Origin of the sequence: Chryseobacterium sp. MEBOG07 (assembly GCF_021869745.1) — a bacterium.
GTDB lineage: Bacteria > Bacteroidota > Bacteroidia > Flavobacteriales > Weeksellaceae > Chryseobacterium > Chryseobacterium viscerum.
In genome coordinates, this window is the sequence record NZ_CP084579.1 from 4747239 (window position 1) to 4761686 (window position 14448).

At 36.0% G+C, this 14448-nt stretch carries 17 protein-coding genes; 4 read left to right on the forward strand and 13 right to left on the reverse strand.

Going from position 1 to position 14448, the window contains the following annotated elements; genetic code table 11:
- The first annotated feature begins 82 nt into the window (after nucleotides 1-82).
- The 4 genes from LF886_RS21845 to LF886_RS21860 all read left to right on the forward strand — a co-directional run bounded on the left by LF886_RS21845 (nucleotide 83) and on the right by LF886_RS21860 (nucleotide 3548).
- On the forward strand, nucleotides 83-538 hold the full coding sequence (locus tag LF886_RS21845; protein WP_152291030.1) for a hypothetical protein: 456 nt from the start codon (nucleotides 83-85) through the stop codon (nucleotides 536-538).
- Nucleotides 539-546: 8 nt separating this feature from the next.
- A complete protein-coding gene (dtd, locus tag LF886_RS21850) occupies nucleotides 547-996 on the forward strand; it encodes a D-aminoacyl-tRNA deacylase (RefSeq protein WP_103232368.1) in 450 nt (149 codons plus the stop codon).
- Between the two features lie 9 nt (nucleotides 997-1005).
- A complete protein-coding gene (locus LF886_RS21855) occupies nucleotides 1006-1602 on the forward strand; it encodes a M50 family metallopeptidase (protein WP_236851686.1) in 597 nt (198 codons plus the stop codon).
- Between the two features lie 287 nt (nucleotides 1603-1889).
- A complete protein-coding gene (locus tag LF886_RS21860; RefSeq protein ID WP_236851687.1) occupies nucleotides 1890-3548 on the forward strand; it encodes a S8 family peptidase in 1659 nt (552 codons plus the stop codon).
- Nucleotides 3549-3634: 86 nt separating this feature from the next.
- Here LF886_RS21860 and LF886_RS21865 read toward each other — a convergent pair whose 3' ends face one another.
- The 13 genes from LF886_RS21865 to LF886_RS21925 all read right to left on the reverse strand — a co-directional run bounded on the left by LF886_RS21865 (nucleotide 3635) and on the right by LF886_RS21925 (nucleotide 14085).
- Nucleotides 3635-4147 (reverse strand): hypothetical protein, encoded by a 513-nt coding sequence (locus LF886_RS21865; RefSeq protein ID WP_236851689.1) that lies wholly within the window; start codon nucleotides 4145-4147, stop codon nucleotides 3635-3637.
- Nucleotides 4148-4207: 60 nt separating this feature from the next.
- Entirely contained in the window at nucleotides 4208-4747 is a 540-nt protein-coding gene (locus LF886_RS21870; RefSeq protein WP_236851690.1) for a hypothetical protein, read from the reverse strand.
- A gap of 71 nt (nucleotides 4748-4818) precedes the next feature.
- Nucleotides 4819-5508, reverse strand: a complete 690-nt coding sequence (locus tag LF886_RS21875; RefSeq protein WP_236851692.1) for a DUF1361 domain-containing protein — start codon at nucleotides 5506-5508, stop codon at nucleotides 4819-4821.
- Between the two features lie 6 nt (nucleotides 5509-5514).
- Nucleotides 5515-6885 carry a DUF4173 domain-containing protein gene (locus LF886_RS21880; protein ID WP_236851694.1) on the reverse strand — a complete coding sequence of 457 codons (1371 nt, stop codon included), beginning with the start codon at nucleotides 6883-6885 and terminating at the stop codon, nucleotides 5515-5517.
- 59 nt (nucleotides 6886-6944) lie between these two features.
- Complete coding sequence (locus tag LF886_RS21885; RefSeq protein ID WP_236851696.1) at nucleotides 6945-7241, reverse strand: hypothetical protein; 297 nt, start codon at nucleotides 7239-7241, stop codon at nucleotides 6945-6947.
- An 8-nt stretch (nucleotides 7242-7249) separates the two neighbouring features.
- Nucleotides 7250-7543 carry a ubiquinone biosynthesis protein COQ4 gene (locus LF886_RS21890; protein WP_236851698.1) on the reverse strand — a complete coding sequence of 98 codons (294 nt, stop codon included), beginning with the start codon at nucleotides 7541-7543 and terminating at the stop codon, nucleotides 7250-7252.
- 53 nt (nucleotides 7544-7596) lie between these two features.
- A complete protein-coding gene (locus tag LF886_RS21895; protein WP_236851700.1) occupies nucleotides 7597-7734 on the reverse strand; it encodes a hypothetical protein in 138 nt (45 codons plus the stop codon).
- Between the two features lie 21 nt (nucleotides 7735-7755).
- Nucleotides 7756-8052, reverse strand: coding sequence for a hypothetical protein (locus LF886_RS21900; RefSeq protein WP_236851701.1), 297 nt, complete (start codon nucleotides 8050-8052; stop codon nucleotides 7756-7758).
- Between the two features lie 29 nt (nucleotides 8053-8081).
- Nucleotides 8082-8372 (reverse strand): hypothetical protein, encoded by a 291-nt coding sequence (locus LF886_RS21905; protein WP_236851703.1) that lies wholly within the window; start codon nucleotides 8370-8372, stop codon nucleotides 8082-8084.
- Nucleotides 8373-8437: 65 nt separating this feature from the next.
- Nucleotides 8438-8728 (reverse strand): winged helix-turn-helix domain-containing protein, encoded by a 291-nt coding sequence (locus tag LF886_RS21910; RefSeq protein ID WP_109739256.1) that lies wholly within the window; start codon nucleotides 8726-8728, stop codon nucleotides 8438-8440.
- A 106-nt stretch (nucleotides 8729-8834) separates the two neighbouring features.
- Nucleotides 8835-9452 (reverse strand): hypothetical protein, encoded by a 618-nt coding sequence (locus LF886_RS21915; protein ID WP_236851705.1) that lies wholly within the window; start codon nucleotides 9450-9452, stop codon nucleotides 8835-8837.
- Between the two features lie 155 nt (nucleotides 9453-9607).
- Nucleotides 9608-11128, reverse strand: a complete 1521-nt coding sequence (locus LF886_RS21920) for a RagB/SusD family nutrient uptake outer membrane protein (RefSeq protein ID WP_236851707.1) — start codon at nucleotides 11126-11128, stop codon at nucleotides 9608-9610.
- Nucleotides 11129-11139: 11 nt separating this feature from the next.
- Nucleotides 11140-14085 carry a SusC/RagA family TonB-linked outer membrane protein gene (locus tag LF886_RS21925; RefSeq protein WP_236851709.1) on the reverse strand — a complete coding sequence of 982 codons (2946 nt, stop codon included), beginning with the start codon at nucleotides 14083-14085 and terminating at the stop codon, nucleotides 11140-11142.
- Nucleotides 14086-14448 lie beyond the last annotated feature (363 nt).

The window sequence follows — 14448 nt, forward strand, 5'->3', positions numbered from 1 at the left end:
AAAAATAATCCGACATTTGCCGGACAATGTTTTCGTGTTGTAATCGTTTAACTTTTACAAATATATAAAAATTTAAATTGAAATGAAAAAAACTTTCTCAATCTTATCTATTTTCAGTTTATTGATTTTCAGTAATTTAACTATAAATTCTTGTGGAAGCAGAGAAGATACAGTGAGCTGCTTTCCCAATACTCCGATCAATGTATCACTTAATTTAAATCTGCCTGCCTACTATGCTTTGAACAATATCAACGGTTGGATTTACGTCAATGAGCAGCAATCTGGAACTAGAGGGCTAATCATTGTCCGAACAGCAAACGGATTTAAAGTATATGACAGGAATGCTCCTCATATATGCCCTGATAACAATACAACTCTTGAGGTAAAAGACAATATTGCCGTTATATGCCCTCAGGACAACACAAGATGGATATTAAGTACGGGACAGCCAGAGTCGGGCGCTAAAACGTCTCTTCCGCCTAAGACCTATCCTTACAGTTATGATGCGCCTAGCAAAACGTTGAATGTTTACTTTTAGAATATAAAATGAAGATCGTTATACAAAGAGTCTCCGAAGCGAGTGTAAAAGTAGAAGGGAAAATAGTGGGTGAAGTCGGAAAGGGACTCATGCTGCTGGTAGGTGTAGATGAAAATGATGAAAAAACAGATGCAGATTGGCTTGTACAGAAGGTTTTAAATCTTAGAATCTTTGGAGATGAAGAGGGAAAACTGAATCTTTCTGTGAAGGATATTTCAGGAGAAATCCTTTGCATCAGCCAGTTTACATTAATTGCAGATTATAAAAAAGGCAATCGCCCTTCTTTCATAAAGGCGGCAAAACCTGATAAAGCTGTTCCTCTTTTTGATTATTTTAAAGAAGAAATAGCTAAGTCAGGATTAAAGACAGAAAGCGGAATTTTCGGAGCCGATATGAAAGTATCCCTGGTCAATGACGGACCTGTCACAATTGTAATGGATTCTATTACCAAAAACTAATTCAGAGAAATGAAGAACAAGAATATAGTCATTGCTTATCTGGCGGTGACTTTAATTTTTCTGTTTGGGATCGTATTAAGCCTGAACCATTACAGTTTTGCCGGATATTATATTGATAAAATAATTAGCTGGATTTGGTTGGCAATGACCATTTTTATCATCATTTGGTTCTGGAAGAAAAAAATAATCAAAGTATACTTTGGTCTTTTGATATCGGGAATTATTCTGAGCATTCTACCGATGATGATTCCTTTTTTTAGTATGCTCCTTTATTTCTGTACCACAGGGTGTGAACAGCGAGTTCAGCTGGATGATACTTACAGAATGGAAAGGGGTCGGCCGGGAGCATTGTCCAGACCGCTCATTACGATTTACAAAAAAGAAGGAATCTTCGAAAAACAAATCTCAAGAACACCCTATTCAGAAGTTATAGAGAAGGTAGTACAGCCTTCCCCTGAAATTTATTTAGATGAAAAAAAGCAGTCAATTCAGGAAGCGAAACTCATCAATGTCAACCAAGATAGCATTGGTATTGAATACCGGATTATGAATAAAAATAAAGTGATTTACCACAAAAATACATTAAACTGGTTTGACGATATATAAAGAATAAACCTGTACCCCTCAACAATACCATTCAGCGATTCTGAGTGGTATTTTTTTGTGATAAACAGAGGGAAATTTAAGATTGAAATACTATTAATATCATTCTTTCAAAACCTCATCGGTTTTAAAAATCGGTAAGGGTTATTATCAAAAAACGATAAAATGCCCTACCCATAAGGCAAAGAAAAAAAATTCAATAATAAATTCACAAAAATGTGATTTGTTTTCATTTTATTATTATTTTTGATGTAAATCAGTTTTGATTTACAACCATTTAACAAAATAGTATGAAAACAAAAATCAACCTTCTCGCATTATTTGCGTTCTGCTCTTCTATGTCATTTGGCCAGGACAGCCAAGCCAAAATGGCTAATGATCAAAATTCAGTGATCTATGTATGCTTTTCAAAAGGCATTAATTCAGAGAAAACAGCTTTTAGCAGAAATGCTGATCTGGAGAGATTTTCAAGAGAAAATCATATTTCGTTTAAGTATGATCTGGATTTCACAGACCATAAACTTGATGAAATGGCCAGAAGCAGCAAAGCTATCGGCAACTCTGGAGAATCTGTGGAAAAACTGAAAAGGATTTACAAAGCAGATCTACCTGTTCAAAACCAGGAAGCAGCACAGAAAATCATTCAGACCCTGGAGAGATTTCCGGAGATAGAATATGTATCTGTGATGAGTGCTACTCCTATAGAACCCCCCTTGGTAAATGCTTTTGTAGCGACTCCAGATCTTGAAAGCCTGCAGACTTACCTGAATGACAATCCGGGAATTAATGCAAAATATGCATGGTCAAGAGGAATCACCGGACAGAATATTCGGGTACGTGATGTAGAATATGGTTTTTACAAAACTCATGAAATGCTGACCAACCAAAATTCTATACAACTTGAACCTGGATATTCTCCGAATGCCGGGTTAGCTAATAATAATTATCGTGACCACGGAACTGCTGTGGTAAGTATTTTAGGTTCCATAAAAGATAATATCGGACTTACAGGAGCGGCTTACAATACTTCTGAAATAAAGGGATTCATGGAATGGACCACGGTGGGATACAACAGGGCTTCTGCAGTGAGCAGATCTATAAACGCTTCCCAGGCCGGCGATATTATTTTATATGAAATGCAGACGGGTGGAAAAGACGGACAGTATTGTCCTGCAGAATATGATAAAGTAATCTGGGATCTTACAAAAGCGGCTACTGATTCGGGAATTATTATCATTGCAGCTGCGGGTAATGGAAATCAGAATCTGGATGATCCGTTTTATGCGACATATAATGCAAGAGGAAACAGTGGTGCTATCATTGTAGGAGCTGGATCTCCCAATACAACCCATTCAAAATTAAGTTTCAGTACTTTTGGAAACAGAGTGGATGTTCAGGGTTGGGGAAGCAGTGTTATGGCAGCAGGGTATGGATCTTATGCGAAATATGACAATGACAACAACAGAACTTATAATTATTTCAGTGGTACAAGTTCTGCTACACCGGTAGTCTCTTCTGCAGCTATTTTGATACAATCTTTCTATCGCCAAACTACAGGTCAATATTTGACTCCAACAGCGATGAAAAACCTTTTAATTTCTACAGGGATTCCTCAGGGAGGAACCGTGACAGGTCAGAAGATAGGACCTCTTCCTAATGTGAAGAATGCCATTGTTCAACTGGAGAGTAAATTTGCAACACCTATTAAAACTTTGGCTGCTTTAGAGGTTAAAATTTATCCTAATCCATCAAGCAATTCTATTGCTATTCACAATGCAGAAAACAAAAAAATGGATTTTGAAATCATCAACCTTCAGGGGCGTACCGTGATCAAAAATTCTGTTTTATCTGATGAAAAGATCGACATTTCACAGTTGCCAACCGGACAGTATATTATTAATATCAATGAAGGGCAAAGAAGAGTTGTTGAGAAGTTCACAAAACTCTAATAGACAAACTTTATATACATTTTACTTCACATCAAACCGCCTTTCAGAATTCTGAAAGGCGGTTTTTTCTAAATATTTATTCGGTTTTATTTCGCAGGAACACTGCTGAAATTAAGGGCCACCTTAATATTCATATCTGAAGAGGTCTGATTCTTCAGCTCGTAAACCGTTCTTACGGTTAATCCTGAACTTTTCACAATTTCATCCAGGAATCCTGTATCATTCAGATCCAGATTTAAGCTGGAAGAATTAGCAGATATATTGGAACGAGATGCGATCAATCTTTCTCCTGTTCCGTTGGATGAAACGTATATTTTAATGGTTTTGAATGCACTCAGATTTCCTCCTGAGGGAGATGCCACAGAAATTTTTGCATCTGAAATTCTCACATCTTTGATCTTTGCATTATTATTTCCTCCGAACCACGTCTGTACATTGGTAGCGGTTGCAGTGGAAGAAACTTCTTTATCTGCAGGAACTCCTGTAGAAACTAAAACATTCGTTGTGTATGGAAATGTATTCTGAACCAGCGACTGTACGGTTCCGCAACTTACGAGTACGGCTGAGGCAGCTATGGCTGTTAGAACTATATTTTTCATAATATTAAATTTTAAACTTCAGGGTTTAGTTTGCAGAAACTGTACCAAATTGATTTCATCTTATTCTACAGTCACTGTAAAACTTCCCTTGGTATTTCCGGAAGCCATGTTACTTTTCCCTATAATCAGCCACACCTCTCCTTTTCCGGAAGTGTCATATGTAATTTCTCTTCCGAAAGGCCCATCATAGTCTCCGTTAGGAAGTTTGATCTGATTGAAACGGATATTGAAATCTTTCTCTTTGGTTGAAATTTTTGCTTTAATATTCGGTCGGTCGTAATGGGTCAGTTTTAAAACCAGTTCCTGATCATCTTTTGTAAATTCTTCACCCAAAGTAAAAGGAAGCTGAGTAGCATCGGCAGTTCTTATGATCTGACCTTCTTTTTCATTTCTCATTACGCCTTTGCGTAAAACATCTTTAGTGACCGGAGCATTGTTAATAATTGAATCTCTTTTTCTCAATGCAGCGGAATCAGCTTTTACCACAGAGTCCGGCATTTCTGTTACGATTGTAGAATCCTTATCCTGAATTGCTGTCACAGCAGGTTCTTTTTTACAAGCAACAATAATCAAAGGGATTAACAATAAGCATTTTTTCATAATATTAATTTTAAGGATGATCAACATTCATTTGTTGAGCTCATTTAAATGCTAAAATTGTTCCAATTCGTTTAATAATTTATTTTCTCCGGCTGTAATTCTCTTCCATTATTTGTCCCCATCCATTTAAAGGTAAAGTACATAAAGTTCAGCATAATTCCCATCAAAAGCGTAACGCCCCATGTTTTGGTATATTCCAGCGGATAGATAAACCGCACTACAATATCTGAGAAAAGACCAAAAGGATTATTGAGCACATCCCAGCTGTTCCACCTCAGAAATCGTCCCAGATATACTCCAAAGCTGCTCATGAAAAGGAAAAAAATAATCAACCCGTTGATGAAGTTTCTTTTACCATAATAGTCTGAAAGCCTTTGCTCAATATCATTAAGACTTATAAAACCACAGATCAGCCCCGTCCATGCATAAGAGAGAATGACAATCAGATCATACCAGATCGGGATCGTATTCCTTGCCTTCAGATGAAAAAGATCAGTGAGAATATAAGGGGAATTGGGGAAAAACAAAATCCAGACTATAATAATAAAGATCAGGGAGATTTTACTTTTGATGTTAAAGGCAAGAATAAAAGAGCTTAACAATAAAGGAATCCACGCCAGGAAAAGATTCCAGTTGAGGAATAAAAATACTTTTGTATCACTGATATAATATCTGAAAGCCGAGAGACTGAAACAGAATATAGTCATCAGTATCAATAATATATTGATTTTAAACCTTGAAGATTCTAGGAATTTTCTCATGATTGATTATTTAATAGTCTGATAATACATGATCTTTGAAAGGAAACTCTTGGAGGTTTCCATTTTCACTTTATTCTGTAAGGACTTTTTAAGCTTCTGATCATTTTTTTCATCTGCATATTTCAACAGCGCTTTTTCACTGAAATTGATAGAAGTTAAATGATAGTTGACCGCAAAATCTTTTCGCTTTATATTCTGGGAAGTAATAAAACCACCCCAATTGAAGTAACTGCACACTAAAATGGTTCCATAAAGATACCAGACCATCATATTCACCAGGAATATGTTTCTTTTTCTCTTTTGAATTTTAATAAAGGTTAAAACCAGTCCTACTATTGATAAAAGTAAAAAGGCAAAAACACCCAGTCTTTTATAGGTAAATGCGTAGTTTACAATATACTCGTAGTTCTTAAGAGCTGCAGACAGTACAAGGATGGCATTGAGGAAAATCCAGATTTTGGCCAATATTTTCAGGAGCCCTGCTTTTGGATCAAAATTAAATCCGGATTTAAAGTAAAACATGATCACAAGAATAGCCATTACAATAGACATGATCACTGCATTTACTCTTTCATGCGTTTCTTCTGAAAGCTGAACAGGTGTTTTTACCGCTTCATAAAACTGTTCATAATTGTAAGTGATAATGAAGAAGATCAATAGGATATTCAGTAAAACAAAAGATATTACTCCGCTCATTCTTTCAGCATCAAGATCAAGGAAAGAGTAAGTAGATTTGGGAGTTTGAGAATCTTTTTGAAAGTCATTATCCAAAAAATAATTGTTTTTATAGATCAGTTTTTCTACGGCATAGTTCCAGTAATTGAAGGCAATAAAAAACCCTAAAACAAAAAGACAGAAGACCTGCCAAAGATTAAGATCCAGCTCATAATCTGTAAAAAGGGCTGCAAAATGGTTGCTTCCCGCAGAATAGATACCAAAGAAAACCGAAACAAGCACAAGTGGAATCAAAATAAAAGCCAACGCCTTCTGCCATAATCCGGGAACATTCTTTTGAGGAATCCATTTATCGAAATTAAAAAAACGACAGAAGGAAGTACAGCAGTTGACAATAAAAACCGGAACAAGAAGAAGAATTTTCATCCTTCTATTTTTTGATTTATACCCCAGCAAAAGAAGCGAACTCACCACCGCCAAAAAGGATGGAAAATCTCCATACCAGGCAAAAGCAATACTGGAAAGAATACTTGTTGCAAAAAGGACATACAGGGTTCCGGTTTTATTTTTTTTCGGAGTTCTGAAAAGGGTTAATACTGCATAGACAATTCCAAGAATTCCAAGGTTCAGCCCTACATCCTGGTCATAAAATAGAATGACAAATAGAAGGGCTGTCAGAAATATATAGTGATGTGTTTTCATGATATTTAAAGATTTAAGAATTAAAAAATTGAAAGATTTAAGGTGACCAATTATAGAGATTAGCAAATATTAAAGAATAGAGTGAGGTATGTAAAAGCAATAGGAATGTTGAGTAACAATAGGAGTACAGAATTTCCTGAACTTTTGTTTTCTGAGATATCATTCAGATATTCCATGAGTTCATATAAAGTGATCAACAGGTTAATAACTGCAGCAATAACAACATAGTAAAACCCGAATATTATAAGAAATTCTGCCCTTGTAATCCAGAACAAAAGCAATAAACATGTTCCCAGCAAAAAGGAGATTATGAATGTTTTCTCTCCTAACGGACTGAATTTTATTTTTCTCATCATATCAAGTTTTAATGAAGAACAACGGTTTCTTTCTGTTGAATGAAATCCATCACATGCTCAAAATTCTGCCATAGCAGTTCTTCAAAATTCCAGTGATGGAAGGTTCTCATGTTCTGACCTTTTTTGTAGGCTTTGATATAAATTTTCACATATTCCGGAAGAATAATTGTTCCTAATACGATTGCCGCCAGAAGATGTGCATTGAGTTTACCGTTTCCAAGGAGCAGATACTGCATGGCAATTTCATCTTCGAAGTTGGTTCCACAGCCGGTAATCAGATGGTGTACATCATGGTTTTCCATTTTGGGGATCATAGAAAAACCATGTTTCCTATAAAATTCTCCCAGTTTTCTTCCTAGGGAATCTTCCTGAAATTCCAGCAGTTGTTTTTCGTTGAACTGCCATTGTCTTTTTTCTTTTTAAAGTATTTTCTGTATAATTTCTGCGTTTTATCGTACACAAAAAGCAGAAACTGAACGCGTATTTTTTTCATAATAGTATTGATATATGTATATTAATCGAAAAGACTAAGACCTATAATAGTGTAAGTAAATGCGATGGGAATATTGGCCGTCACAATGAGTATCGCTACCATGCAATCTTTGAATTTTGACGTATTTATCATACCATATATCAAAAATCCCAGGATGCATAATACGTTGACTGGCACTCCAAAAACAATTAACATATAGCCTGCCATGGCAAATCCGTCATTCTTTGTAATAAGTGCTCCTAAAAGGAAAAGTGTTCCCACTGAAAAAAACACACCGAATATAGCCTTACCTAGATTTATTATTTCCGAATCTTTCATTATTTAGTAATAGTGATTAAATCCTGTGTTTAGCTTCCTGCAAATGGACTTCCGAAAATCCCTATCGCCAGTTCCATCCATACCAATACAAGAGCTAGCAAAATGAAAATACAGATCAGAACTTTCTGACTTTGCTTTTTAATTTTGTTTCTGACCAGGTTGATCAAAAAAGCTGTTGTAAAGAGTAAAGTTCCTGCTATCAGAAAATCTGAAGCTGACCAGTTTATTTCCTTAGAAAATAGGTTCCCCAGCAATGGAATACACAGTAAAACCAATGGAAGGGCATAAATTGTGAGTGTTTTTTGTTTTTGTGTTATCATTTTATTTATGTTTTTATTCATAAAGTACTTTGTAATTCAAAGTAAATTTTCAAAAAAATATAGGACTATCGTCCCAATAATTTTTCAAGGCCATCTAAATGTTCTGTAAATGCCTGTCTTCCACTCTGCGTTACACGGTAGGAGGTTTTAGGCTTCTTCCCAACAAATTCTTTCTTCACTTCGATATATCCTGCTTTCTCCAATGCATTGCTGTGACTGGCCAGATTTCCATCTGTAATTTCGAGCAGGCTTTTCATTTCTGAAAAATCAACCCAGTCGTTGACCATAAGAACAGACATAATGCCCAATCTTACACGGCTTTCGAATTCTTTATTGAGTTGATTTATTTTGATCATTTTACTTTATCTTGTTTATTCAGCAATCACTGCTAAAGGCAACATTTATACTTATTCTACCGGTTCCACCATTCAATAGCAATAGCAAAACCATACCTAACTTCCACTACTTATACTTTTTATGCATAATCAATCCGTATACGATATGCAAAATTCCGAAACCAATTGCCCAAAAGACCAATCCCCATCCTAAAAAGAATAAAGAAATAAGTCCTAAAATGATCTCAAGATATCCTAAATACTTTATATCCGTTAATGTATACCGTTCTGCAGCCACCAGAGCCAATCCGTAAAAAATCAGAGTAGCCGGAGCAATGAAAACGAAAAGATGATGATAAAGAAGCGCAAGACAAAAGACTCCTCCTGCTACCAAAGGCACTGCAAAGGTAATCAAAAGCCGCTTTGTAGTAGCATCCCAGATCTTCAATCCTTTCTTTTTACTTTTATGAGCTGTAAAAATATATCCACTGAGGATAGCGACCAATAAAATTACGCTTGCAATCAGTACCAATTCTTTAACTAAGGCAGGGCCTAGAATATTTCTGTCTCCATCAAAATAGCTTATTCCTTCTCTTTGAAAAACAAAATACACATATACAGCCCCAATAATTGCCGTCAGTCCTGCAACAACTCCTGATAAACCGCTTAAGGAAATAAATCTGGAAGACCGTTCCATCATAGAACGGATATGAGATAAGTCTTCGTGATAGTTTTTTGAATCCATAAAAAGAACTTTGAATTACAAAGTTAAAATTTATTTTCAATCCAGCAATTATTTATTTTAAATTTTAAAAATAATTTTCATTGTGAATCTGACTTATAAAAAAGAGGACCTTACCAATGGCAGGGTCCTCAATCATATATTAAAATCTGTACGTGTTATAATGGATTCTGAACAATCAATGGGTTGGCATTGATTTCAGCTCTTGGAATCAGGAATTCCCAACGTAAATCTGTATTAGCAACGGTCATTACGTTATTGGTCACTACAGAAGAATGATTAGCTCCTGTTCTGTCCAAACCTAAATTCAGTCTTTTCAAATCTAAGAATCTGAAACCTTCACCCCATAGCTCAAGCCTTCTGGTATTAAGTACTTCTGTAAGATACGCAGATCCTGTAGCTGAAGTCCCTACATAATTAACCTCAAGATCAGTAAATCTTTTTTTACCTAATGTATTCAATGCTACTTTTGATCCTGCCTCATCACCTAATTTTGCTAAAGCCTCTGCTTCTATAAGATACATTTCAGCAGCCCTCATATAAGGTACATCTACTCTACTGTCGGCTTGGCTTGCGGCCAAAAATTTCTGACTTGTATATGGAAATTTAGAATATGTTGTTGGCAGCCCCAGGTTAGTATGAGCTCCTGTCGGGTCAAAGTTATCAATTCTAACGTCTTTTTTATTAAGAAACAATTGGTACAATTTACTATTGATTGCCTTTGGAGCCTGACGAATATTAGTTGAATTAAAGTTTCTTGACATATAAGCACCAAAGTTTGAGAATGAATCTCCCTGATCTGCTATTATTGTAGCACCCCACATCCACTCACTGTTTCCTGCCAAATTGTTGAATCCTGCAGTATAAGCAGTTTTATCCATCAAATCGAATCCTGCGCGGGCAGACTGAGCAGCAGTTACAGCAGCAGCATAATTCCCTTGCGTTAATGCGATTCTAGCCTTCAATCCTAAAATTACTTTATCATTAAAGTGCGATTTTGTCGCTCTGGCAACTCCAGTAAGTCTGGTTGCGGCTTCATTAAGATCTTTTCCGATCTGCGTATACACTTCTTCTACAGTATTTCTTGCCAAAGGTATTTCATTAGCAACTAATCTGATAGGAACACCAAGCTGTGTATTGTTTGTACCCGGCACATATCGTTTACCATAAATCTGAACCAGCATATAATAACAGAAAGCTCTAAATGCATATGCTTCACCAATAGCTGCTTTAATAGTAGTTGCATCAGCAGCACTAGGTGCAGGCACTGAAGGGCCATTAGCTATCACTAAATTTGCATTTCTGATCAATGCATAATAAAACTGATAAGGGTAAAAATCATTGGCAGCATTATCATTTACCTGATCCTGCCATCTTACCGTTGAAACATACCAGCCATTTCCGGTAGATGGGAAAACAAGGTCATCTGCTAAAGCATCCATCATAATCATAATTCCGCCCTGTCCATTTTGTCCCTGGTTATCATTTTGTCTGTAATACATATCTCTATGCATCCCATTCACAATTGCCATAAGGTTGGCAGCACTTGAATACGCTGCTTCTTCTGAAGCCGCAGTAGTAGGGTCTGTTTCGAGGTAATCACTCTCACATGAAACCACCCCTGTAAAGACTGAAAGAACAACAGCCCATTTTATATATTGTTTTTTGAAATTTTTCATTACTTAATTATTTAAAATGATACATTAAATCCTATCGTTACTACTCTCGCCGGCGTATATCTGTTTGATGCAGTACCATTGAAAGCTTGTGCCGGTTCTAACCCTTTTCTTGCTGTTTTGCTCCATAAGTTCTCACCCGAAACAAGGATTTTTAACCCTGATACTCCAAGCTGGGATAAAGTTTCAGGACTGAAACTATAGCTTAAAGTAGCCTGTCTAAATGTAATAAAATCTGAGCTTACCAGCCATCTTGATGAATTCCCGGCATTTGAGCTCGTATATGTTGACGAATTTAATGCAGGAATATCAGTAATCTGACCCGGAGTTGTCCATCTGTCAAGGATATCTGTACTTAAAGCTCCTCCTTGTGAGTAGCTGGACATCAATGCTGCATAATTGGAATCATATGTTTTTCCGCCTAACTGATAGGTAAACATTGCAGATAATGACCATTGTTTATACGTAATTGATGTTCCGAAACTTCCAAATAAATCAGGAATTGCTGTCCCAGAATAATCATATTTCGCTTTGTTAAAATTGGTGGTAACTTTTTGACCGTTCACAGTTCTGATATCAGCAGCTGTTGTATTAGCAAACGCATCAGCAGCCAGGAATAAAGGTGAGCCATCCGCCGGATCTACCCCATACCACTGTCTTAACCAGTAATCATATATTGAATGTCCCACAGAAACTTTCTTTGTTCCATTGATGATTTCCGTTATTCCATTGGAAAGTTCGGTAACCTGGTTTTTAAGGGTTGATGCATTCGCATTGATATTCCACGTGAAATTTTGAGTTTTAATAACGTCCGCATTAATGCTGAATTCGAATCCACGGTTATACATTGTTCCCACGTTTCTACTGATTGTATTATCAGGAACTCCGGAAGAAACCGGAAGTGGAACCGGGAAGATCAGGTCTTCTGTAACTCTTTTATAATATTCTACAGAACCTGTAATTCTGTTATTTAAAAATCCAAAATCAATTCCTATATCGGTTTGTTTATTTGCCTCCCAAGTAATGGTAGGATCAGCCAAAAAGCCAAATAAGATTCCAGGCTCCTGAGCATTATTATACCCTAAAGTATACGTACTTTTGTACATGTAATAACTGTCTGTTCTGTCATTCCCTACTTCACCATAAGAACCTCTTAGTTTTAATTCACTGATAAGATTAGAATTGCTTAAGAATTCTTCTCCTTTCAGTCTCCATCCTGCACCAATAGACCAGAATGAATCCCATCTTACATCTTTAGCAAATCTGGATGAGCCATCCCAACGGATAGATCCTGAAATTAAATATTTTGATTTATAGTCATAATTCAATCTTGAAAACACCCCTTCTTTTCTGTAATTGTCTGTACGGGAAGTAAGTGTAGCAGGCGTTACAAAGTTGATCAATTCATCATTATCGTCTACAATCTGTCCTTTTTTATATCCGTACAGATATTCATACATGAATTTATAGCTTTCATATCCAAAAAGGAACTCAAAATTGTGCTCTCCAAATTTTCTTTTGTAATTTAAGAGTTGGTTCCAGGTGAAGGTTTGTTCAGTAAAGCTGTATTTTTCAGCTGAACCTCCGGGAGCTGCATCCCCGATAATTTTATTTCCATAGGTACTTCTTCTGTTATTTCTAATATCATACCCTACGTTGGTAGATAAAGTAAGATAAGGATCTACTTTGATCTCAGCATAGGCTCTGGAAATGATATAATAGTTTTTAGAAAGATCTTTATTTAAAAGTGTTTCCTGAATTACGTTTCTTCCTGCCGCCGCATCAGCTCCTCTGGCACTTCCTGCATCGTAAACTATGTTTCCCGCTTTGTCATAAAGGGTAGCAAATGTATTGGGATCATGCGCATAAGGACTGTAAATAGGCCCCATTGTTCTTGTCCATCTGTAAGGGTTGATATAAGCAGAATTGTTATCTACTCCTTCTACAGAGTTATTTCCGTTAGAAGATACCCCACTTATACTTGTGCCTAACTTCAACCAGCTTTTAACTTGTGAATCTACTTTTAATCTTGCTGTAAATCTTTCAAAATCTGATTTGATAAGATATCCTGTTTCATTGGTATATCCTACTGAAGAAAAGTAGGTCGTTGTATTGCTTCCACCACTGTAATTCAATTCATAGTTCTGTCTGAAACCTGTATTCATCAAAGGTTTTTGCCAGTCTAAATCTGTATATTTAAGTTTTGCATTCGGGTTTAAAACTCCATTCACTACTAACTGATTATCGGGAACATTAAAAACATTGGTCTTCAAAACTCCTGAAATCAGCTGTGTTGTAGCATAAGTATTCGAGTCAGCGATAGTTGTACCAGGTACTGAGGTCATTCTGCCATTTCTTATGGACTCCCAGATAAGAGGATAATACTGATGAACATTCACTCTGTCGTATTCAGGAATTGATCTTCCAATTGCTCCGGTACTCATACTAAAGTTGAACGCATCTTTTCCTTTTCTACCAGATTTTGTAGTAATCAAAACAACACCATTAGCTGCTGCAGAACCATACAAAGAAGTAGAGGCAGCATCTTTCAGGATATTGAATGATGCAATATCATTGGGATTGATGGCAGCAAGAGAACCGGTATATATGGTACCATCTACTACATATAAAGGATTGGTTGTAATACCATACGAACCTATCCCACGGATTTGAATACTTGGTGAACTTCCCGGCTGTCCTGTACCGGTACTTACTTTTACCCCAGCACTGGCTCCGTCTAAAGCTTGTCCGATACTTGTAATAGGGCGGTCTGCAAATTGCTTGGCTTTTACTTCGGTATTGGAACCTACCATGGTTTCTCTTTTCTGGCTTCCATAGGCAACCACAACAATTTCATCAATCTTAGTGTCCTGAGGTATTGTGTCCCGTTTCACCTTTTGGGCTTCCACCAGATGTCCTCCTACAAAGAACAGCACAGCAGTGCTTAGTATTAACTTCATTTTCATATTTAACATATTTTAACAGTATTAATGCAAATATATATAATAAAAACTGTAAAAAATACAACAAAAAGATATTTAAATAAATTAAACGTAATTGATTTATAATTTTAATCAAGATTGTCAAATTAATTAAAAAATTAAGTTAAAATTTCGTTAAATTAGTTTTAAAAAAACTAAACAATTATTTAAAAAGCGTTAAAATGTTAAATATTTTTAATTAAAAAGACATTTTAAATACCATAAAACAGAAATAAAGAACAATAACATAAAAATATCCTAATCCCAACATACGTTAAATACAATTGATTTCCGATTCGATCAAAAATATTAAAATAGGACCCTTACGATAATAAATAGACA

What these genes read in the sequence shown, in the direction of transcription:
- LF886_RS21845 (WP_152291030.1), top strand. Translation starts at nt 83, where the DNA reads ATGAAAAAAACTTTCTCAATCTTATCTATTTTCAGTTTATTGATTTTC.
- dtd (WP_103232368.1), top strand. Translation starts at nt 547, where the DNA reads ATGAAGATCGTTATACAAAGAGTCTCCGAAGCGAGTGTAAAAGTAGAA.
- LF886_RS21855 (WP_236851686.1), top strand. Translation starts at nt 1,006, where the DNA reads ATGAAGAACAAGAATATAGTCATTGCTTATCTGGCGGTGACTTTAATT.
- LF886_RS21860 (WP_236851687.1), top strand. Translation starts at nt 1,890, where the DNA reads ATGAAAACAAAAATCAACCTTCTCGCATTATTTGCGTTCTGCTCTTCT.
- LF886_RS21865 (WP_236851689.1), bottom strand. Translation starts at nt 4,147, where the DNA reads ATGAAAAATATAGTTCTAACAGCCATAGCTGCCTCAGCCGTACTCGTA.
- LF886_RS21870 (WP_236851690.1), bottom strand. Translation starts at nt 4,747, where the DNA reads ATGAAAAAATGCTTATTGTTAATCCCTTTGATTATTGTTGCTTGTAAA.
- LF886_RS21875 (WP_236851692.1), bottom strand. Translation starts at nt 5,508, where the DNA reads ATGAGAAAATTCCTAGAATCTTCAAGGTTTAAAATCAATATATTATTG.
- LF886_RS21880 (WP_236851694.1), bottom strand. Translation starts at nt 6,885, where the DNA reads ATGAAAACACATCACTATATATTTCTGACAGCCCTTCTATTTGTCATT.
- LF886_RS21885 (WP_236851696.1), bottom strand. Translation starts at nt 7,241, where the DNA reads ATGATGAGAAAAATAAAATTCAGTCCGTTAGGAGAGAAAACATTCATA.
- LF886_RS21890 (WP_236851698.1), bottom strand. Translation starts at nt 7,543, where the DNA reads ATGGAAAACCATGATGTACACCATCTGATTACCGGCTGTGGAACCAAC.
- LF886_RS21895 (WP_236851700.1), bottom strand. Translation starts at nt 7,734, where the DNA reads ATGAAAAAAATACGCGTTCAGTTTCTGCTTTTTGTGTACGATAAAACG.
- LF886_RS21900 (WP_236851701.1), bottom strand. Translation starts at nt 8,052, where the DNA reads ATGAAAGATTCGGAAATAATAAATCTAGGTAAGGCTATATTCGGTGTG.
- LF886_RS21905 (WP_236851703.1), bottom strand. Translation starts at nt 8,372, where the DNA reads ATGATAACACAAAAACAAAAAACACTCACAATTTATGCCCTTCCATTG.
- LF886_RS21910 (WP_109739256.1), bottom strand. Translation starts at nt 8,728, where the DNA reads ATGATCAAAATAAATCAACTCAATAAAGAATTCGAAAGCCGTGTAAGA.
- LF886_RS21915 (WP_236851705.1), bottom strand. Translation starts at nt 9,452, where the DNA reads ATGGATTCAAAAAACTATCACGAAGACTTATCTCATATCCGTTCTATG.
- LF886_RS21920 (WP_236851707.1), bottom strand. Translation starts at nt 11,128, where the DNA reads ATGAAAAATTTCAAAAAACAATATATAAAATGGGCTGTTGTTCTTTCA.
- LF886_RS21925 (WP_236851709.1), bottom strand. Translation starts at nt 14,085, where the DNA reads ATGAAGTTAATACTAAGCACTGCTGTGCTGTTCTTTGTAGGAGGACAT.